The organism is Hafnia sp. CBA7124 (assembly GCF_002355555.1).
Taxonomy (GTDB): domain Bacteria; phylum Pseudomonadota; class Gammaproteobacteria; order Enterobacterales; family Enterobacteriaceae; genus Hafnia; species Hafnia alvei.
In genome coordinates, this window is record NZ_AP017469.1 from 2572852 (window position 1) to 2593275 (window position 20424).

Sequence of the window (20424 nt, forward strand, 5' to 3'; positions counted from 1 at the left end):
GTTACCTGCGCCGTATCAGCAAAACATTACGCTTAAAAGTATAAGTTGTGACAAACAGGCAGAGGAATCCCTGCGCGCTTCCGTTATAATCCCAACAGATACATACACAGGGAATTAACAATGGATTATCAACTTGATCTCGACTGGAATGATTTTTTGCAACGCTACTGGCAAAAACGCCCGGTCATCCTAAAGCGTGGGTTCAAGAATTTTGTTGATCCCATTTCGCCCGACGAATTAGCAGGTCTTGCGATGGAAAACGAGGTTGATAGTCGCCTTGTAAGCCATCAGGACGGTCGCTGGCAGGTTGCTCACGGCCCGTTTGAAAGCTATGACCATCTGAGTGAGAATAACTGGTCTATTCTGGTACAGGCGGTCGATCATTGGCACGTGCCCTCCAGCGCGTTAATGCGCCCATTCCGTAAGCTTCCTGACTGGCGAACTGACGATCTCATGATCTCGTTCTCGGTGCCGGGCGGCGGCGTGGGGCCTCATTTAGATCAGTACGACGTCTTTATCATCCAAGGTACCGGTCGTCGTCGGTGGCGTGTCGGTGAAAAACATCCGCTAAGGCAACATAGCCCGCATCCCGATTTACTTCAGGTTGAGCCTTTCGACGCCATCATTGATGAAGAGATGGAACCGGGCGACATTCTATATATTCCACCAGGATTCCCACATGAAGGCTATGCGCTAGAGAACTCGCTGAACTATTCGGTGGGCTTCCGTGCCCCTAATAGCCGTGAGCTCATCAGCGGCTTTGCCGATTTTGTTCTGGCTAACGAATTAGGCAGCGAGCGCTACAGCGATCCCGATCTCGCCCTTCGCGAAAATCCTTCGGAAGTGCAAAACGCTGAATTGGAAAAGCTGCGTGGCATGATGATGAGCCAATTGCAGAATCAGGATAATTTCAATCTTTGGTTTGGTGAATTTGTCAGCCAGTCTCGTCATGAATTGGATATTGCACCACCAGAGCCGCCTTATCAGGCTGGTGAGATTTACGAATTACTCCAATCCGGAGAATCTCTGGAACGACTGGGCGGGCTACGTGTTATCAACGTCGCAGGCAGCTGTTATGTTAACGGTGAGATTATCGTCACCGAACACAGTGCTGCGGCACAGGCCCTAGCGCGCGAATACGTGGTTAACGCCTCAATGCTGGGAGAAGCGCTCGACGATCCAAGCTTCCTCGTGACATTGGCAGCTTTAATTAATAGCGGTTATTGGTTCTTCCGCGATTAAAAATATCTACATTTATAAAACCCAACATCTGGCAAATTAAATAAATTTTCCAGATGTTTTTTTATTTAAAATATAAAATAGTTATTTATTAAAACATTTTTAATTTAGAGTTAATCAATATATGTGCCCCACCTCTCTATCAAACTAATAACTTACGTATTATTCTCTTCCTTATCCTTTCAATAGAACCAATTTTTTAGAAAACCACTTTCTATGGATGCGCTGTCTAATAAGAAAATATCTCTACGCATTAGCGTATTAAAAGCGGCAAGAACACGTATTGAATGGACATTCAATACCTTTAGCCGAATTTGCATTTCTTTTTCAGGAGGAAAAGATTCAACGACATTGCTTCATTTAGCGGCAGATCACGCCAGAAAAAATGGAAAAAAATTCGATATTGTCTTTATCGATTGGGAGGCGCAGTTTAGCCACACCATCAATCATATTGAAAAGATGCGAAGCTTATATCAGGACGTCATCGGTCATTTTTATTGGGTGGCATTACCTATCACCACGGAGAATTCTGTTTCACAATTTCAGCCTGAATGGCAATGTTGGACGCCCAATACAAATTGGATCCGTAAACCACCCGCCGATGCCATTACCGATCCTAATTTTTTTCCTTTTTATCATGATGGCATTACCTTCGAATCATTTATGCCTGCCTTTTCTGACTGGTATTCCAACCATCAGCCCTGCGCCATGATGATTGGAATTCGGACCGATGAGTCCTACACCCGTTTTTGGGCCATTGCGTCTAAGCGTAAACACCGCTTTGCCGATGACAAACCATGGACGACAGGAACAATTTCAGGCCATACCTACAATATCTACCCTATCTATGATTGGAAAACGGACGATATTTGGACCTACTTCTCCTCCACTAAAAAAATCTACAATCCCTTGTATGACCTGATGTTTCAGGCTGGGGTGGGATTACATGCCATGCGGATCTGTGAACCCTTTGGGCCAGAACAGCGGCAAGGTTTGTGGCTCTACCATGTTCTTGAGCCTGAATGCTGGGAGCATGTCTGCGAGCGAGTCTCGGGGGCTAATACCGGCAGCATTTATGCTAATAGCCGAGGTGATTTCTATGCCCGCCGTCAGGTACATAAACCCGACAATCACACTTGGCGTAGCTATGCCCTATTCTTACTCGATAGTATGCCGCGACAAACCGCCGAGCATTATCGAAATAAGATCGCAATTTATTTACGCTGGTATCAAACTCATGGTTTCCCTCGCGATATACCCGATGAACAAGAAAAAGATATCGGCTCTAAAGATATTCCGTCGTGGCGGCGCATTTGCAAAGTACTTTTACGCAATGATTATTGGTGCCGATCATTATCATTTAGCCCAAATAAGCCAACCAGCTATGAGCGTTACAACAAAAGAATTCAAGCGAAAAGAAAATGCTGGAGCATCATATGAAGATTGATTTATTAATTAACGAGCTAAAAATAGAATTAGGGACGATGTCCGAAACCGTCCAAATTGAGACACTAAATAAGATCCGATTGGCACTGCATAAGATCAGCCCCTTTTCCAATGAGCCCATTGATTGCGTGCTTTGGAAACCCATTGAGCGCGTTGTCTCAAATGATTACAATCCCAATTCCGTAGCACCACCAGAGAAACGGTTACTCTATACATCATTATTACGCGATGGCTATACGCAGCCCATAGTCACCAGCCAACAATCCCCCGATGATGAAACGCACGTTATTGTTGATGGTTTCCATCGTCGCGAGCTCGCATCCAAGCGCCCTCTTTTACGCACCCGGGTGCTTGGTTATCTCCCCGTGGTAATGCTTAAAGAAAGTGCGCAGGAGAAAACGCATCTGATTGCGGCAACTATTCGTCATAATCGTGCCCGAGGCAAACACCAGATCAGCGCCATGTCCGACATCGTTCGTGAGCTTTATCATTTAGGTTGGGATGACGAAAGGATCAGTGAAGAATTAGGCATGGACGCTGATGAGGTTTTACGCTTAAAACAGATTAGCGGCCTAATGGAACTGTTCCAAGACCGTGAATTTTCAGAAGCATGGACGGTGAAATAGCAAAAAAATCGCCATCCTTACTCGGTAAGAATGGCGAACAATACAGTTCAAACAGGTAAGCCTCGAACCACTATTTATAAATTTCTTCTAACAGCTCGCGAACATACTCAGGCACCACCTGACTCGCTGCGCCGTAATGCTTCTCGTCAAACTGGCTTTCGACTTGGCTAGGTTCAAGATTGAGCTCAACGGTATGAGCGCCATTTAAATGAGCCTCATGCACAAAACCTGCCGCAGGATAAACATGCCCCGATGTGCCAATCGCAATAAAGTAATCGGCTTTTGCCAGGGCATCATAAATTTCATCCATACCAATTGGCATTTCACCAAACCAAACAATATGCGGACGCAGCGGTGCTGGGAACTGACAGCAATGACAACGGTCATCCACGGTTAGATCGCCTTTCCATTCAATAACCTGCCCAGACTGAGTACAACGAACTTTTAACAATTCCCCGTGCATATGGATAATGCGGGAATTTCCTGCTCGCTCGTGTAAGTTATCGATGTTTTGCGTCACTAGCACAAAGTTGTCGCCCAACTGCCGCTCTAATTCTGCCAGCGCCAAATGGGCCGCATTTGGCTGAATTTCTGGCTGCTGTAGCTGCTGACGGCGTGCATTATAGAAACTCTGCACCAATTCTGGATCGCGATGGTAACCTTCTGGCGTAGCCACATCTTCAACCCGATGCTCTTCCCACAGCCCATCAGCGGCACGAAACGTTCTGATCCCCGATTCGGCAGAAATCCCCGCGCCGGTGAGTACCACGACATATGGCTTAGTCATACACCCTCCTGCCTGATTATTCGCATGACACAGCGTGTCACGGTGGAAAATTCGTGAACGAAAACGCTGGTGTCGTAGTCGTTTATTTTTCCTAAACCGGCATATACGATGACGGGTACGCATAACCACAGCTCCTCATTGGTTTCATTACCACAGCAAAAAAATAATCGTCGTTAGTCGGTCAAATTCAAAAACGCAGCACCGCGCACGCCACCCGCGTCGCCATAGCGAGCAGGTTCAATACGTGGCGCTTTAGCAACCCGCAGTAAAGCACGTGGGACACGTTCATTGAGCAGCGGATACAGCTCAGTGAAGTTCGACAATCCACCACCGAGCACCACCAGATGCGGGTCGACCACGGTAAATAGGTTGCCCAAACACATCGCCAGCACATCGGCAAAGCAATCCACATGCGCCAGCGCTTTATCATCACCTGCGCGGTAGCGCTCAATAATCTCTTTGGCACCGAGATTTTCACCGGTGCGGTGCTGATACAACCATTCAAAACCACGACCAGAAATATATTTTTCGATACAGCCCTGCTGCCCACAGCCACAGGCAACACGCGGTGTATCAGCACCCATCCGATCCAAGGCATCAACCGGCAAACGGAAATGGCCAAACTCACCGGCAATATAATTACGGCCAGTCAAGGTTTTACCATTAATCACTAATCCGCCACCCACGCCGGTACCCAAGATGATCCCCAGCACGATGGGATAAGCGCGGAACTCTTCGTCCCACGCTTCCGAAAGGGCAAAACAGTTGGCATCGTTATCCACTCGAACTGGACGCCCAATGAGCTGCGAGAGATCGCGCGGGAGCGGTTTCCCCATTGCGGCAGGCACGTTCGAGGTAAAGAGCTCGCCCGTATCGGCGTTGGGTAATCCTGGGATGCCGATCCCTACCTTGCCCTGAGTACCGGTGAATTCATCGGCTTCAAAGGTTAACGACGCTAGCGTATTGAGTAATTCACGGTAATCGTCATGAGGCGTAGGCACACGCTTACGCCAAATCTGATTCAGCTCGGCGTCAAATACGCCCAGCTCTATTTTGGTGCCGCCCATGTCAAAACCGTAATACATTAACTCTCCTTGTTGCGCGTCGTTGATTGTAGTCGTTATTTATTATTGCCTACCGCGTTACTGACCGCCGCTTAGCACTCGTGCAGGATCAATGCGGCTTGCACGGCGAGCGGGATACCAGCTAGCCACTAAACTTAACACAATCGCGGTGGCCAGCACTTCCACCACGTCAATCCAATGCAGCTCGGTTGGCAAGAAATCAATCGGATAAATATCGCCCGACAGCAATCGGTGTCCGATCACCTTTTCGATAACTTTAGATATATTCGTCAGTTCGAGTGATGCCACTACGCCGATCACCACGCCACAAACGCTGCCGACCATCCCCGCGAGCAAACCATACCAGATGAAAATCGCGCGAATCAGCCGGTCTTTTGCACCTAGCGTTCTGAGCACCGCGATATCACTACTTTTATCTTTCACCGCCATAACCAGCGTAGACACGATGTTGAAACACGCCACGCCGATCACCAAAACCATCGCCAGATACATGATGGCGCGGATCATCTGGATATCACGGAACATATAGCCGTAGGTGCCTTTCCAACTGCGAATATAAACATACGCATTGGTGACCTCACCCGCATCGCGCACCAGTTTGTCAGCGTTGAAGACATCATCCACTTTAATGGAAATACCGGTAACGCTGTTGCCAAGGTCTTGATACTGCTGAGCATCGGCCAGCGGCACCATCGCTAAACTGTGATCGAGCATACCGCTCAATTGCAGAATGCCGCTTACGTGCAGACGAATGCGTTTTGGCTGCAAGAGTTTCATCTGTGGATCGTTGTTTGGCACCATCACGGTCACCCAATCACCAACCTTTACATGCAGTGCATCAGCCACGCCTTTACCGAGAATAACCTGCTGCTCCCCCGCTTTAAACGTTGACCACGCATCACCTTGCACATATTGCGACAGCGAGCTTACGCGGCTTTCTTGCTCTGGATTGACGCCGCGAAGTTGTACCGCCACCAGCTGAGTACCGCTCTCAATGAGGCCTGTAAATTCCACATAAGGCGCTGCGGCAACGATACCTTTCACTTTTTCAACGCGTTCTAACACCTGTGGCCAGCCGTTAAACGGCTGCTCTACCGGATAAATTTCGCCGTGAGGTACAACGGAAAGAATGCGATGATCCAGCTCACGCTCAAAACCGTTCATGGCACTCAGGCCGACGATCAAAACGGCTACACCCAGCGCGATACCGACGGTAGAAATCACAGAAATCAGAGACACCATGCCGCCACGGCGTCGTCCACGGCTAAAACGCAGACCGATCAGCAGAGATAATGGTGAAGCCGACATTATTGCGCCCCCATCAGGGTCACATTTTGTTGAAGTTGACCATCGCGCATTTCAAGCTGACGATTCAAACGTTTCGCCAACGCCAAATCATGGGTCACCACCAAGAAAGCCGTTCCTTGACGCACGTTTAGCTCGCCTAACAGATCGAAAATACTGTCGGCGGTGCGCATATCAAGGTTACCGGTCGGTTCATCCGCCAAGACCAGCGAGGGGTTGTTTACCAACGCACGCGCAATCGCCACGCGCTGACGTTCGCCGCCCGACAGTTCCGATGGACGGTGATGGCTACGCTTAGCCAATCCAACAGCGGTGAGCATGTCCATCGCTTTACCTTGGGCGTCGTCACCTTTTTTGCCGCCAATTAACAGCGGCATCATCACGTTTTCTAACGCGCTGAAATCCGGCAGTAAATGGTGAAATTGGTAAATAAAACCCAGTTCACGATTGCGTAGTTCAGCCTTGGCGGTTGAAGACATATCGTTGAGCGATTGACCTTTAAAAATCACCTCGCCGGAAGTTGGAGAATCCAGACCGCCGAGCAGATGCAGCAACGTACTTTTACCTGAACCTGAGCTGCCCACAATGGCCATCATTTCGCCGGGCTGCATGTCAAAGGTCACATTACGCAATACGTCCGTGTGCAATTTACCTTCGTGATAGGTTTTGCACAGGTCTTTGCACTGCAACAGTTCTTTATACAAAGACGGAGAATTACTCATAACGTAAAGCCTCAGCAGGATTCACCGCGGCGGCACGCCACGACGGATATAACGTAGAAAGCAGCGCGAGCAGCATTGCCACAACGGCAATCAGCACCACCTGCGGAATATTGATATCAACCGGTAGACTACCACCGGCCAACATTTCGCCTAACCCTGGAATAACATTGATTTGGCTGGCAAACACCACGCCCAAGACGGCGCCAAGCAAAGCGCCGATAATACCGGCACTGGCGCCCTGCACCATGAACACCGACATGATTTGTGCACGGGTTAATCCTTGGGTTTGCAGAATCGCGACCTCGCCCTGCTTCTCCATGACCAGCAGGCTCAACGAGGTAATAATATTAAACGCGGCGACGGCGATAATCAGGCTGAGCAGCAGCCCCATCATATTTTTTTCCATCTTAACGGCTTGGAATAACTCCCCCTTCCGCTCGCGCCAATCTTTCCATACCAAGCCTTTCGCTAGCGGTTGGCTGACCAGCGCGTCAATCGCCAGCGGCTTATCCATATAAATACGCCAGCCGGTGATATTCCCCAGCGGATAGCGCATCAGGCGGGAAGCATCCTGCTGATTCATCAGCATTTGATACTGATCGACTTCGCTATTGGCAGAGAATGTGCCCACCACGTTAAACACGCGCTGGCTTGGAATGCGTCCCATTGGCGTAAACTGGCTGGCGCTAGGCACCATAATGCGCAGCTTTTCACCGCGCTTCACGCCCAGTTGCCCCGCCAGTTGGTCACCTAAAATCACATTGTATTGGCCCGGCTGCAAAGCCTGCTGAGTCGCGCCATTAAGATATGGCGACAACGGATCTTTTTCGTCAGGGTTTACGCCAATAATCACGCCCACCGCCACGCTATGCGCGCTTTGCAGCACCGCATTACCGGTCGTCAGTGGTGTAACACTTTTAACACCGGCCAGATGTTCAAACTGGGTGGCTGGAACCTGTTGAGGATTAATCGACCCTTGCGTCGACGTCACTAATGCCTGCGGCATCAGCCCAAGAATATTATTTTCTAGATCTCGCTCAAAACCGTTCATCACCGAAAGAACGGTGACTAACGCCATAACGCCGAGCGTGATGCCTATAGTAGAAAGCCAAGAAACAAACCGGCCAAAGCGGTCTGAGGCTCGTCCGCGCATGTAACGCAGACCGATGAATAACGCGACAGGTTGATACATGAAATCCGTTCGGTTGCTGTTGGTAAGGCAAAATGAGTGTGGATGATAACATTTAGGAAACCCAAAAAAACTACGTAATGCATTTTCACTTCATTTTGTCGCTATTTCAGCGCCCTAGACACCATGGATTCCCCCCTAGGAGCTTGCGTTTCAACCACAAGGCATTCACTCAGCAGTTGCTAAAGTGAAGTGATAAAGGATAATAAAGCTCAGAACTGCGGTGCCTGATCGGGCTACGCGCCAAAAGAGCGACAGAGACTGACTAACGATTTATGCCTGAACAATACCAATACACGTTACCTGAGCGTTATACGCTCCCGGCCAAAGCTGGCGATGTACGGCTTTTAGGTCAGCTCACTGGATCTGCGTGTGCGCTAGAATGCGCGCAGATTGCCGAAAAACATGCGGGTCCGGTGGTGCTGATCACCTCGGATATTCAATCAGCGCTGCGACTACGCGACGAAATCCAACAGTTCACGACGCGTATGGTGACCACCCTGTCTGACTGGGAAACTCTGCCGTACGACAGCTTCTCACCGCATCAGGACATCATCTCCGCTCGCCTGTCTAGCCTATATCAACTCCCGACGATGAAACGCGGCGTCTTTATTCTGCCGGTCAACACGCTGATGCAGCGCGTATGCCCGCATGAATTCCTGCATGGTCATGCGTTGGTGATGCAGAAAGGCCAGTTGTTGTCTCGCGATAAACTTCGCAGCCAATTAGAACAGGCAGGGTATCGCAGCGTCGATCAGGTGATGGAACACGGTGAATTTGCCACCCGTGGTGCGTTGCTCGATCTCTATCCGATGGGTAGCGACGAGCCTTATCGTATTGATTTCTTCGACGATGAAATCGACAGCCTGCGCGTGTTTGACGTGGATTCCCAGCGCACGCTCAATGAAGTTGAATCCATCAACTTACTCCCGGCGCACGAGTTCCCAACCGATCAAACCGCCATCGAGCTGTTTCGTAGCCAATGGCGCGAACACTTTGAGGTGCGTCGCGATCCCGAACATATCTACCAGCAGGTCAGTAAAGGCATCTGGCCTGCGGGGATAGAATATTGGCAGCCGCTGTTCTTCAGCCAAGCGCTACCGCCGCTGTTTAGCTATTTCCCAAGCAACACGCTATTAGTCAACACCGGCGAATTAGAGGCCTCGGCAGATCGATTTTGGTTGGATGTGAATCAGCGCTACGAGAACCGCCGCGTTGACCCGATGCGCCCGCTGCTCACGCCAGACAAGCTCTGGCTGCGCGTTGATGAACTGTTTTCCTCGCTCAAACAGTGGCCACGTGTTCAACTCAAAACAGACAAGCTTGATAAAAAAGCGGCGAACACCAACCTCAGCTACCAACCGTTGCCAGAGCTCACGGTTCAGGCGCAGAACAAAAATCCGCTCGATCTTCTGCGGCGCTTCATTGAACAAACCAAAGATGCCATTGTTTTCTCGGTAGAAAGTGAAGGTCGCCGCGAAACCATGCTGGAACTGCTGGCGCGCATCAAAATAAATCCGAAGCTGATTACCCGTATAGAAGACGCGGAAGCAGGCAAAATTTATATTATGCAGGGCTCGTGCGAGCATGGATTTATCAATCCAGAGCTTAAGCTTGCACTGATCTGTGAAAGCGACCTGTTAGGTGAACGCGTAAGCCGTCGTCGCCAAGACAACCGCCGAACTATTAATACCGATACGCTGATCCGTAACCTAGCCGAGCTGAGCATCGGCCAGCCGGTCGTTCATCTGGAGCACGGCGTAGGCCGCTATGGCGGTATGACAACGCTGGAAGCCGGCGGAATCAAGGGCGAATACCTGATCCTGACCTATGCCGGTGACGCCAAACTGTACGTTCCGGTTTCCTCGCTGTATCTACTCAGCCGTTACTCTGGTGGTGCAGATGAAAGCGCTCCGCTACATAAATTAGGCAGCGACGCGTGGACCCGAGCCCGCCAAAAAGCCGCTGAAAAAGTCCGCGACGTCGCGGCTGAGTTGCTGGATATCTATGCCATGCGGGCGGCAAAACCCGGCTTTGCGTTCAAACAGGATCGCGAAGCCTATCAAATGTTCTGCCAAACCTTCCCGTTTGAAACCACGCCCGATCAGAGCATGGCGATCAACGCCGTACTCAGCGATATGTGCCAACCGCTGGCGATGGACCGTTTAGTGTGCGGCGACGTGGGCTTCGGTAAAACAGAAGTGGCGATGCGTGCCGCGTTCCTCGCGGTGCACAACAATAAACAGGTGGCGGTATTAGTACCAACCACCCTGCTGGCTCAACAGCATTACGACAACTTCCGTGACCGTTTCGCCAACTGGCCGGTTCGCATTGAAATGATTTCCCGCTTCCGTAGCGCGAAAGAGCAAACGCAGGTGCTGCAAGATGCCGCGGATGGCAAAGTCGATATTTTAATTGGTACCCATAAGCTTTTGCAGGCTGATGTGCAGTGGCGTGATTTAGGTCTTCTGATCGTCGATGAAGAGCACCGCTTTGGCGTTCGACAGAAAGAACGTATCAAAGCCATGCGCGCCGACGTGGATATTCTCACGCTGACCGCGACGCCGATCCCACGAACGCTCAACATGGCAATGAGTGGAATGCGCGATCTGTCGATTATTGCCACGCCACCAGCGCGTCGTTTAGCCGTAAAAACTTTTGTGCGCGAATATGACAGCTTAGTGGTGCGCGAAGCCATCCTGCGTGAAGTCACGCGCGGCGGTCAGGTTTATTATCTGTACAACGACGTTGAAAACATTGAAAAAGCAGCACAGAAGCTGAGCGAACTGGTGCCTGAGGCGCGTATTGCCATCGGCCATGGGCAGATGCGCGAACGCGAGCTTGAACGCGTGATGAATGATTTCCATCACCAACGCTTCAACGTTCTGGTGTGCACCACCATTATTGAAACCGGTATCGATATTCCAAGCGCGAATACCATCATTATTGAACGTGCCGATCATTTTGGTTTGGCACAGCTGCATCAGCTGCGCGGGCGCGTGGGCCGTTCTTTCCATCAGGCCTATGCTTATCTACTTACGCCGCCGCCAAAAGCAATGTCGACCGATGCGCAAAAACGTTTAGAAGCCATCGCATCGCTGGAAGACTTGGGCGCGGGCTTTGCTCTAGCCACCCACGATCTAGAAATTCGCGGTGCGGGTGAGCTGTTGGGCGATGACCAAAGCGGCCAGATGACCACTATTGGTTTCTCTCTGTATATGGAGCTGCTTGAAAGCGCGGTTGATGCGCTTAAAGAGGGACGCGAGCCTTCGCTAGAAGATCTCACCAGCAATCAGACCGACGTCGAGCTCCGCATGCCGGTATTGCTACCGGATGATTATATTCCGGACGTCAGTACCCGTTTGTCATTCTACAAACGTATTGCCAGCGCCAAGAATGACGATCAGCTTGAAGAGCTAAAAGTAGAGCTGATCGATCGCTTCGGCCTGCTGCCTGATGCGGCGCGCAATTTACTGCACAGCGCCAAGCTGCGTCTGGATGCGATGGAACTCGGTATTCGTCGTATTGAAGGTAATGATAAGGGCGGATTCATTGAGTTTGGCGATAAAAACCACGTTGACCCCATGTTCCTCATTGGCCTGTTGCAGAAGCAACCACACATCTTCCGTTTAGATGGGCCAACTAAGCTGAAGTTTATTATCGATCTCAGCGAACGTAAGGCACGCCTTGAGTTCATTTCCGATCTTCTCAGCCAGTTTGCTGAACATCGGGTTTAAATCATAAACGGGGTATATGAATATATGCCCCGTGTTTTATTGAAAATATATACACGTTATATAGACCACATTATTTTTAGCATGCCGTTGTTTATCTATAAGTAAAAATCCACCTCTTCAAGAGGTGGATTTAAATGGGGCCCCCTGAAAGGGGGGCCTTGTACGTTTTGATCCTGTAATAATGCCATTTGTTGTTCGTATTCTTGGTCTTTCTTATCTTGATGCCTCACTTAACGCCTGATAATTTCTTCGTTCACTCCGACTTTGTCTGCAAAATATCCCCTTGCCCAAAAATGATTACCCCAGAGCTTCTTTCGTATATGTGGAAACTTGTTGTAGAGACGAATAGTTGTACGCCCTTCCAGGACGCCCATCAGCGTTGAAATTGAGAGTTTAGGTGGGATCATCACGACAAGATGAACATGGTCTGATTGCACATTCAGTTCCAGCCCCTCACAATCTTTCATATTGCAGAGTATATAAACTGAGCGATAAAGCTCTTTACCTACTGCCCTTGTTAAAATCTTATAGCGATACTTAGGCATCCACACTAAGGGATATTTGCATCGCCAGAATATATGTGCTGAACTTCTATAACTGCTCATGTCAGTTATTTCCTTCTTACTGGTGGTGAGTAGGCTGGAATTTTCTGGCATGGGCTTCCTTCAGGCTATATAGCCTCACAGGGACAATCACCACCTCCCGATGAAGTGGTTTAAAGCTGACAATAAAATAAAACGCTCCAATTTGTAACCGTGAAATTCTTTGAGGCTTATTCTTTGTTGGGGGTTCAAAACTCAATTTTTAATGATGTGATAGCCTGAGTCTCATAAAGAACAAGCACTTCCAATGAAAACAGGGCTATTAATTAGTTACATCAACAATGTTCTTATTTAGATTAACCTCATCTGCATGGTGATTTAGATGAGGTTTCTTATAGTTACGGGATGTGGTTAGTGGTTAGTTGCAAGTATCAACTTAACCCGTAATAATTGTATAAGAGATCGGCATAACGCTAATGTACTGATTATCGCTATCATTATCTATAATCTCACCGGTTGAGGTATTAATGCGGTGTGTCGGCTCTCTTTTGCAGAAAATCGCTACCTGCACAAAATACGGCCCATTTACCCAGTTATAGTTAGTAATTTTAGTTATTTTAAAGTAGTCCATTAGATTATTACCTGCAGAGTCACAAGGCGCTTCAAGGAGTTCTGCTGTAAACCCTGTGCAATCTTCTACTTTATGATTCATAGGCTGACCATCACTACCTGTAATTGGTAAATTGACATACATCACGAACTGCCCATCAGGGCAATAGACTTTGCCACAATTCCAATGGTCATAACCTATATAAATGTTTCTTGGAATGTTATTTCCGCCATGTATTTCAGAACCTAATACTTCAAACATAAACACCTCTTAGACATGATTCAATTAAATTTATTTTTCACGAAACACTTAATTTTTAGAACAATAAAAAGGCTTTTCAAAAATAACATAAGATAATTTAATGTCAACTCACCACTAGCTTATTAATATATTAATCAACCATAAGGAGAACAAATAATCGCATTGTGCAAATAGCATTGATAAATATATACATCGAGTTAATAAGTTGAATGAAGTTATATTTTTATCCCAATATATACTTAATAAAATTAGAGATACTATTTTCAGCATCGTTAATGTTTATTAAATCGAATTCAGGTTATAGAGCCAGAGATAATCAGCGTCATCCAGAATGACATGACGATCTTACTATTTTTAGAATAAATTTTTCACATCTCACTGAAAAAACAATATGAGCTATATTTATTGAACGTCTTGAATTCACAAATGAATGGCTAGGCTAGAACCTCAAGATTCAGCGCCATATGATATGCTGACGAGTTCGTTTTAATACATGGAGTAAATAATGCTGGAATACTTGAATCACAGGGAGGCATAGCCTCCCTTACTGGTTTAGCGCTATCAAACTCTTACACGCTTTGGTTCAATACCAATTGGCCGTTACGGTCTACGGGGATCTGGGTGCCCGGATCTTTATCCATGCGCACGCGCCCTTGCTGATCGCCAATTTTGTAGGTTACGTCGTAGCCCAGCAGTTTCTGCGATTTGTCATAAACGGTAGAACAGCGTTGCTGGGTGCTGGTATAGGTGTCATTGTTTTGCATTGCGCCTTGAACCTGATTACCGGCATAGCCGCCACCTAACGCTCCGACCACGGTCGCCACATCTTTGCCGCGCCCGTTACCGATCTGATGGCCTAATACCCCACCTGCTACCGCGCCTAATACAGAACCTGTGATTCGGTTCTCGTCTTGTACCGGACGGCGATGCGTTACCGTGACGTTGCGGCACTGCTGTCGTGGGGTCTTCACTGACTCATGAATCGGCGTTGCTGAGAGTACCTGCGCATAACGCGGACCAGTACTAAACACGTCTAAACTTGCTACAGCGGCAACGCTTAACGCTGCGGCTACACCGATACCAACACCTGCCAACATTGATTTATTCACAGGGCACTCCTCCTGAATAGACTCACGCAATAATAATGAACACGATGTTTATGAACGTCACGGGTTCATCGCGATGCGAAAGTCTTTTGCATCCTTTCGCTCGGTGTGCGTGCTTCACCTAAGTTATAGGAGATAGTGTGCATAGGAATATTCCCTGCAACAATCAGACAACATAACGAAATGATATTCATCATTATTTTTAAGACATTTCCTACCCAGCCTACGTCAGTATCGCTAGTGCCTTAACGTCATATGGCCACTTGTGCAGCACCTAACACAAATATTTATGAAAGCTTAGACTGCCTTATTTAAATAAAAAATTTTTATTCCATAAACAGAAAGTACATTTTAAATTTAATTAAGCATTTTATTTTTAGATATGATAGACCAATACAGTAACTAAGCTATCTTAATTTTGACGGGAATTGTTTTCTTCCCGACTTTCGATATTAAATACTTGGAGAAACATAATGAGGCATTATTTCACTTCGTTATTATTGTTCCTATCAGTACTGCTATTAAATCCATTTTACGCTTATGCAGACAATTATCAGACCAGCGTCAACTGTGCGTACAGTCACACATTAGGAGACGATGCAATTCTGATGTTTGGTATGCCAGGTCGGGCCATGTGGCATGATTTTTTTGGCAATCAAAAAACTGACGCATATTCAACTTACGTCACACTTCGTGAAGCTGCTGGAACAACCTGCGACACTCTCGCAGACTCCTCTGCCTATTGGTCGCCAGCCATGAGATTACCGAACCAGCAAATCGCACCGCCTAAATATACCAAGGTCTATTATCAAACTGTCAACAGCACTCAATATCCATTAACCTCACTGCCTGAAGGATTGCAACTATTAGCCGGTAACCATACAGGAACAACCGAAAACCCTTATATTTCTTTCTTTTGCAACGATGGTTCCGGTTATAGCAATACTGATCAGCGTACCTGTCAGCGTGCATCTGATGGAACGTTGCAGGTTGATATTGGGATTCGATTTCCTAACTGCTGGGATGGGCATACATTAAAAGCGAAACCCTCTGGCTCACCAGCAAAACCTAATGCCGTTTATTCTAATGACGATGGTTCTTGTCCAGTAGATTATCCGAAACATATTCCGACAATAAATATGAACGTCGCCTATATTATTAACGGATATGACAAATTAGATTTATCGCAGGTTCAATTATCGTTAGATCCATTCATGAATGGCGATCAGCGCATTGATCAATGGGGGACGATGTATACCGCCCACGGGGACTTTGTTAATGGTTGGTCGCCAGATGCAGCGAAATTTATGACAGAGCGTTGCATGAATAATAATTATGATTGCACAGGCTATATGCCATACAGCTACAATGACCCAATTGCTGATACCTATGTCAGTAACTTAGCTGACAGTGACAAAAATTTTAGCTCACAACCCCAAATGCTAGCGCTAGGTGATGTATCCAATAACAACGCGCTAAGCAATCCGATGAAAATAGCGCTGGTAAAATATAAAATCCCCCCGATGCCAACCCAGTATCCCGCTGATCAACTGGCTCTATTCAGCTATAAATTAAGATTATCTGGCAATATTCTCACAACACCAGCAAATGCCATCACTATGTATGCTTATCCCGCCACGACTGACTGGGATGAAAATAGCGTCACATGGAATAATCGGCCAACCTGCGACGTGACAAGCTGGAGCTCTTTGTATTTAGATAATGCAGTTTCCTACCGTGAGTTTGATGTTACAACTCTGGTTCAGAAGGCCCTACAAAAAGGGCAAACTGAAATTGCCTTCTGCATAGCTGGGGACAGTAAAACATCAGGATATACCTATAGTTTTAGCACCAAGGAGACGCCTTATCTGTCTCAGTTACGCGTTGTTGCTACCCAACCTGGCGGCGCATAACACCCTATGTCCTATCATCGGAGATAAAAAAACGGCTCTAATCAGAGCCGTTTCAATTTCTACAATATGCTTACCAACGCATTAGTGCAGTTTCAAGCGCGGGCGAATGACGCGGTTGATGCCCCCCACCAACATCATCAGCCCGGTCTTGATATAGCCATGCAGCGCGATTTGGTGCATGCGGTACAGCGAGATATAAACCATACGCGCAATACGCCCCTCCACCATCATTGAACCGCGCATCAGGTTACCCATCAGGCTGCCAACGGTGCTGAATTTAGACAAAGAAACCAGTGAGCCGTGGTCTTTATACACGTAAGGCTTCATGTTGCCGCCTTTAAGCTGGGCCAAAATGTTGGCGTAGCAGCGGGAAGCCATCTGATGCGCAGCCTGAGCGCGCGGAGGAACAAACCCACCGGATGGCTGCGGGCATGACGCACAGTCGCCAATCGCGAAGATATTCGGGTCACGCGTGGTTTGCAACGTTGGCTCAACCACTAATTGGTTAATACGGTTCGTTTCTAAACCGCCAATATCTTTCATGAAATCAGGCGCTTTGATGCCCGCCGCCCACACCATCAGATCGGCAGGAATAAATTCACCATCTTTGGTGTTGAGGCCATTTTTATCTGCGCTGGTGACCATGGTTTTGGTCAGAACACGCACGCCTAATTTGGTCAGTTCGCTGTGCGCCGCGCCAGAGATTCGTGGTGGCAGCGCAGGCAGAATGCGTTCGCCGGCTTCCACCAACGTTACGTTTAACGCTTCGCTGCTCAGGCCTTCAAAGCCATAGCTGTGCAGTTGCTTAACCGCATTGTGTAGCTCCGCAGACAGCTCAACGCCGGTCGCTCCGCCCCCCACAATCGCGATATTCACCTTCGCGGCTTTATCTTTTTGCGCCGAGAACTTCAGGAACAGATTCAGCATTTCGTTGTGGAAACGGCGCGCCTGATGCGGGTTATCTAAGAAAATGCAGTTATCTTTCACGCCCGGCGTACCGAAATCATTCGAGGTGCTGCCCAGCGCCATCACTAGAATGTCGTATGACAGTTCACGCTGTGGTACAAGGATTTCCCCCTGTTCGTCGCGAATGTCTGCCAGCGTCAGCTGCTGCGCAGCGCGATCGATGTTGGTCAACGACCCCAGTTGGAAGGTGAAGTGATGATTACGCGCATGAGCCAAATAGCTCAGCGCATCCACACCGTCATCCAACGAGCCGGTAGCAACTTCATGCAGCAATGGTTTCCACAAGTGGCTATGGTTGCGGTCAATCAGAATGATTTCCGCTTTGTCTTTACGACCGAGTTTATGGCCCAGACTGGTTGCCAGCTCGAGACCGCCCGCACCACCGCCGACAATCACGATTTTTTTCTTAGATGCGCTCAAAGCTTTCTCCCTTGGTAAAAAATGTAAACCAATAGTTAATTAACGGTAAATATTTAATACCCTTATTTTACGTATGGTTCACTCAGGTTAATTCAATTTTCTAAGGAAAGAATAACACGACAGGTCATTTGGTCATACCAAAATTGATGCACATCAATTTTTATGTTTATTCCTTGGGCGATATGTATCATCCCCTCACAAATTTGAGTTATTTTTCAACGTAATCATTACAAATCAGACGCTCTTCACACTTCTATCGCCTACTCCAGTCATCAACATGACAAAGCCCAGTTTTTAACCTTTATTTAACCATGCGAGCCTAGTCTCCAAACCTCTCTTACAACAAGAAATCGATACCTCTCCCCCTATACGAAGGAGCCGTACAATGAAGAACGTCCGATCCGGCCTGATTTGGCTATTGGTGGCGTTAATCGGCGCTTATGCTTTTGGCATGCTAGCGCTGAGCCGTGGTGAACATATTAATGCGGTGTGGCTGGTGATAGCCGCTATTGCCTGTTACAGCATCGCCTACAGGTTTTACAGTCTGTTCATCGCTGAAAAAGTGTTTGAGCTCGACGACCGTCGCTTAACGCCCGCCGAGCGCCACAACGATGGTTTGGACTACGTGCCAACCAACAAGTGGGTGCTGTTTGGGCATCACTTTGCGGCGATAGCCGGAGCCGGTCCGCTAGTCGGGCCCATTTTGGCAGCACAAATGGGCTTTTTACCCGGCACCATTTGGATTTTGGTTGGCGTTATGCTGGCCGGTGCGGTACAGGACTTTTTAGTCCTCTTTATTTCAACTCGCCGTGATGGCCGCTCGCTGGGTGAAATGGCGAAACAAGAGTTGGGTTCTTTTGCAGGCGTCATCACCATGCTGGGCGCATTAGGCGTGATGATTATCATCCTGTCCGCTCTGGCTCTGGTGGTCGTTAAGGCCTTAGCGGATAGTCCGTGGGGACTGTTTACCATTGCCGCCACGATCCCTATCGCTCTGTTTATGGGCGTTTATATGCGTTATCTACGTCCGGGGAAAATTGCGGAAGTTTCGATTATTGGCTTTGTTCTGATGATGGCGGCAATTATCTACGGCGGCGATATCGCTATGCATCCGTACTGGGGACCTTTCTTCACCCTGCACGGCACCACGCTGACGTGGGTATTGGTCATTTACGGTTTCATTGCCTCTGTGCTGCCGGTTTGGTTGCTGCTAGCGCCGCGCGATTATTTATCGACCTTCCTGAAAATTGGGGTAATTGCCGGTTTAGCCGTAGGCATTGTCTTTGCTGCACCAGAAATGAAAATGCCAGCGGTAACGCGCTTTATTGACGGCACTGGCCCAGTATTCTCCGGTAGCCTATTCCCATTCTTGTTTATTACTATCGCCTGCGGTGCCATTTCTGGTTTCCATGCGCTAGTTTCCAGCGGTACAACGCCTAAGCTTATCGAGCGTGAAAGCCATATTCGCTTTATCGGCTATGGCGCCATGTTGATGGAATCATTCGTGGCCATCATGGCCTTGATCTGTGCGTCGGTCATCGACCCTGGCGTCTATTTTGCCATGAACTCCCCTGCGGCGCTGATTGGCACTACGGTTGAAAACGCCTCACAGGTGATTAATAGCTGGGGCTTTGTCGTTACCCCTGAAACGCTTGCCATGATTGCCAAAGACGTAGGTGAGAATTCCATTCTGTCACGCGCCGGTGGCGCACCGACCTTTGCCGTTGGCATGGCGCATATCATCACGGAAGTTTTCAACAGCCGCGCCATGATGGCGTTCTGGTATCACTTTGCCATTCTGTTTGAGGCATTGTTCATCCTGACCGCCGTAGATGCGGGTACGCGCGCCTGTCGTTTTATGGTGCAAGATCTGGTGGGTGTCGCTATTCCAAGCTTAGCCAACAACCGCTCATGGTTTGGTAATTTAGCAGGCACCACGGTGGCCGTTGCTGGCTGGGGCTTCTTCGTTTATCAAGGCGTGGTTGATCCGCTCGGAGGGATCAACACGCTCTGGCCGCTGTTTGGTATCGGTAACCAGATGCTGGCCTCGATGGCGTTAATTCTCGGCACGGTCGTGCTGTTCAAGATGAAAAAACAGCGCTACGCATGGGTGACTATTCTGCCAACGGTCTGGTTATTTGTAACTTCAATGACCGCGGGCTGGCAGAAGATTTTCCATGAAAAACCAAGTATTGGTTTCTTGGCGCAGGCGAAACGCTTCTCTGCGGGCATCGATTCAGGCACCCTGATTGCGCCAGCCAAAACTATCAAAGATATGGAAACCATTGTGATGAATAACTACATCAACGCCGCGCTGTGTGGCTTCTTTATGTTGGTTGCCGTCACCATGCTCATCTCTGCTTTCTTTGTTATTCGCCGTGCGCTCAATGCCAACCAGCCGACGGTGCATGAGACCACGCCGGCACTGCGTGAGGAAAAATCACATGGCTGATGATCTTGATATCAAAGC

At 48.3% G+C, this 20424-nt stretch carries 14 protein-coding genes and 1 pseudogene; 6 read left to right on the forward strand and 9 right to left on the reverse strand.

The window, feature by feature from the left end; all coding sequences use genetic code 11:
- The first annotated feature begins 120 nt into the window (after positions 1-120).
- From CPY98_RS12025 to CPY98_RS12035, 3 genes are all read left to right on the forward strand, one after another.
- Positions 121-1242: a cupin domain-containing protein gene (locus CPY98_RS12025; RefSeq protein ID WP_096387870.1), complete on the forward strand. Its 1122-nt coding sequence runs from the start codon at positions 121-123 to the stop codon at positions 1240-1242.
- Positions 1243-1455: 213 nt separating this feature from the next.
- Positions 1456-2679, forward strand: coding sequence for a phosphoadenosine phosphosulfate reductase (locus tag CPY98_RS12030; RefSeq protein ID WP_080949454.1), 1224 nt, complete (start codon positions 1456-1458; stop codon positions 2677-2679).
- A complete protein-coding gene (locus CPY98_RS12035; RefSeq protein WP_096387871.1) occupies positions 2676-3311 on the forward strand; it encodes a ParB/RepB/Spo0J family partition protein in 636 nt (211 codons plus the stop codon). Before CPY98_RS12030 ends, CPY98_RS12035 begins: the two co-directional genes overlap by 4 nt.
- A 70-nt stretch (positions 3312-3381) precedes the next feature.
- Here CPY98_RS12035 and cobB read toward each other — a convergent pair whose 3' ends face one another.
- The 5 genes from cobB to lolC are packed head-to-tail and all read right to left on the reverse strand — an operon-like array spanning position 3382 to position 8402.
- Complete coding sequence (gene cobB / locus CPY98_RS12040; RefSeq protein ID WP_043493614.1) at positions 3382-4221, reverse strand: Sir2 family NAD+-dependent deacetylase; 840 nt, start codon at positions 4219-4221, stop codon at positions 3382-3384.
- A 50-nt stretch (positions 4222-4271) separates the two neighbouring features.
- A complete protein-coding gene (nagK, locus tag CPY98_RS12045; RefSeq protein ID WP_043493617.1) occupies positions 4272-5183 on the reverse strand; it encodes an N-acetylglucosamine kinase in 912 nt (303 codons plus the stop codon).
- A gap of 57 nt (positions 5184-5240) precedes the next feature.
- The gene (gene lolE, locus CPY98_RS12050) at positions 5241-6491 is read right to left on the reverse strand and encodes a lipoprotein-releasing ABC transporter permease subunit LolE (RefSeq protein ID WP_025797088.1); all 1251 of its coding nucleotides are present in this window, start codon (positions 6489-6491) and stop codon (positions 5241-5243) included.
- The gene (gene lolD, locus CPY98_RS12055) at positions 6491-7210 is read right to left on the reverse strand and encodes a lipoprotein-releasing ABC transporter ATP-binding protein LolD (RefSeq protein WP_025797090.1); all 720 of its coding nucleotides are present in this window, start codon (positions 7208-7210) and stop codon (positions 6491-6493) included. Before lolD ends, lolE begins: the two co-directional genes overlap by 1 nt.
- Positions 7203-8402 carry a lipoprotein-releasing ABC transporter permease subunit LolC gene (gene lolC, locus CPY98_RS12060; RefSeq protein WP_025797092.1) on the reverse strand — a complete coding sequence of 400 codons (1200 nt, stop codon included), beginning with the start codon at positions 8400-8402 and terminating at the stop codon, positions 7203-7205. The genes lolD and lolC overlap by 8 nt, the downstream gene beginning before the upstream one ends.
- 272 nt (positions 8403-8674) lie before the next feature.
- On the opposite strand from lolC, the gene mfd reads away from it, so the two are divergent.
- Entirely contained in the window at positions 8675-12136 is a 3462-nt protein-coding gene (gene mfd, locus CPY98_RS12065) for a transcription-repair coupling factor (RefSeq protein WP_096387873.1), read from the forward strand.
- A gap of 233 nt (positions 12137-12369) precedes the next feature.
- On the opposite strand, the pseudogene tnpA reads toward mfd, so the two are convergent.
- The 3 genes and pseudogenes from tnpA to CPY98_RS12080 form a co-directional block, all read right to left on the reverse strand.
- Positions 12370-12741: pseudogene (gene tnpA / locus CPY98_RS12070) on the reverse strand (IS200/IS605 family transposase); the annotation flags it as partial.
- Between the two features lie 373 nt (positions 12742-13114).
- A complete protein-coding gene (locus CPY98_RS12075) occupies positions 13115-13549 on the reverse strand; it encodes a hypothetical protein (protein WP_096387875.1) in 435 nt (144 codons plus the stop codon).
- A 569-nt stretch (positions 13550-14118) separates the two neighbouring features.
- Entirely contained in the window at positions 14119-14658 is a 540-nt protein-coding gene (locus tag CPY98_RS12080) for a glycine zipper 2TM domain-containing protein (protein ID WP_025797099.1), read from the reverse strand.
- Positions 14659-15128: 470 nt separating this feature from the next.
- Here CPY98_RS12080 and CPY98_RS12085 point away from each other — a divergent pair, with 470 nt between their 5' ends.
- Positions 15129-16568: a DUF1996 domain-containing protein gene (locus CPY98_RS12085; RefSeq protein ID WP_096387877.1), complete on the forward strand. Its 1440-nt coding sequence runs from the start codon at positions 15129-15131 to the stop codon at positions 16566-16568.
- An 81-nt stretch (positions 16569-16649) separates the two neighbouring features.
- Here the strand turns inward: CPY98_RS12085 and CPY98_RS12090 are convergent, their stop codons facing one another.
- Complete coding sequence (locus tag CPY98_RS12090) at positions 16650-17954, reverse strand: NAD(P)/FAD-dependent oxidoreductase (RefSeq protein WP_025797100.1); 1305 nt, start codon at positions 17952-17954, stop codon at positions 16650-16652.
- Between the two features lie 385 nt (positions 17955-18339).
- On the opposite strand from CPY98_RS12090, the gene CPY98_RS12095 reads away from it, so the two are divergent.
- Entirely contained in the window at positions 18340-20406 is a 2067-nt protein-coding gene (locus CPY98_RS12095; protein ID WP_046449158.1) for a carbon starvation CstA family protein, read from the forward strand.
- The last annotated feature ends 18 nt before the right edge of the window (positions 20407-20424 follow it).

Excerpts from the sequence above, each read along its gene's own strand:
- cobB (WP_043493614.1), bottom strand. The coding sequence starts at position 4,221 with ATGCGTACCCGTCATCGTATATGCCGGTTTAGGAAAAATAAACGACTA.
- lolE (WP_025797088.1), bottom strand. The coding sequence starts at position 6,491 with ATGTCGGCTTCACCATTATCTCTGCTGATCGGTCTGCGTTTTAGCCGT.
- mfd (WP_096387873.1), top strand. The coding sequence starts at position 8,675 with ATGCCTGAACAATACCAATACACGTTACCTGAGCGTTATACGCTCCCG.
- nagK (WP_043493617.1), bottom strand. The coding sequence starts at position 5,183 with ATGTATTACGGTTTTGACATGGGCGGCACCAAAATAGAGCTGGGCGTA.
- CPY98_RS12075 (WP_096387875.1), bottom strand. The coding sequence starts at position 13,549 with ATGTTTGAAGTATTAGGTTCTGAAATACATGGCGGAAATAACATTCCA.
- CPY98_RS12095 (WP_046449158.1), top strand. The coding sequence starts at position 18,340 with ATGAAGAACGTCCGATCCGGCCTGATTTGGCTATTGGTGGCGTTAATC.
- CPY98_RS12030 (WP_080949454.1), top strand. The coding sequence starts at position 1,456 with ATGGATGCGCTGTCTAATAAGAAAATATCTCTACGCATTAGCGTATTA.
- CPY98_RS12085 (WP_096387877.1), top strand. The coding sequence starts at position 15,129 with ATGAGGCATTATTTCACTTCGTTATTATTGTTCCTATCAGTACTGCTA.
- lolC (WP_025797092.1), bottom strand. The coding sequence starts at position 8,402 with ATGTATCAACCTGTCGCGTTATTCATCGGTCTGCGTTACATGCGCGGA.
- CPY98_RS12035 (WP_096387871.1), top strand. The coding sequence starts at position 2,676 with ATGAAGATTGATTTATTAATTAACGAGCTAAAAATAGAATTAGGGACG.
- lolD (WP_025797090.1), bottom strand. The coding sequence starts at position 7,210 with ATGAGTAATTCTCCGTCTTTGTATAAAGAACTGTTGCAGTGCAAAGAC.
- CPY98_RS12025 (WP_096387870.1), top strand. The coding sequence starts at position 121 with ATGGATTATCAACTTGATCTCGACTGGAATGATTTTTTGCAACGCTAC.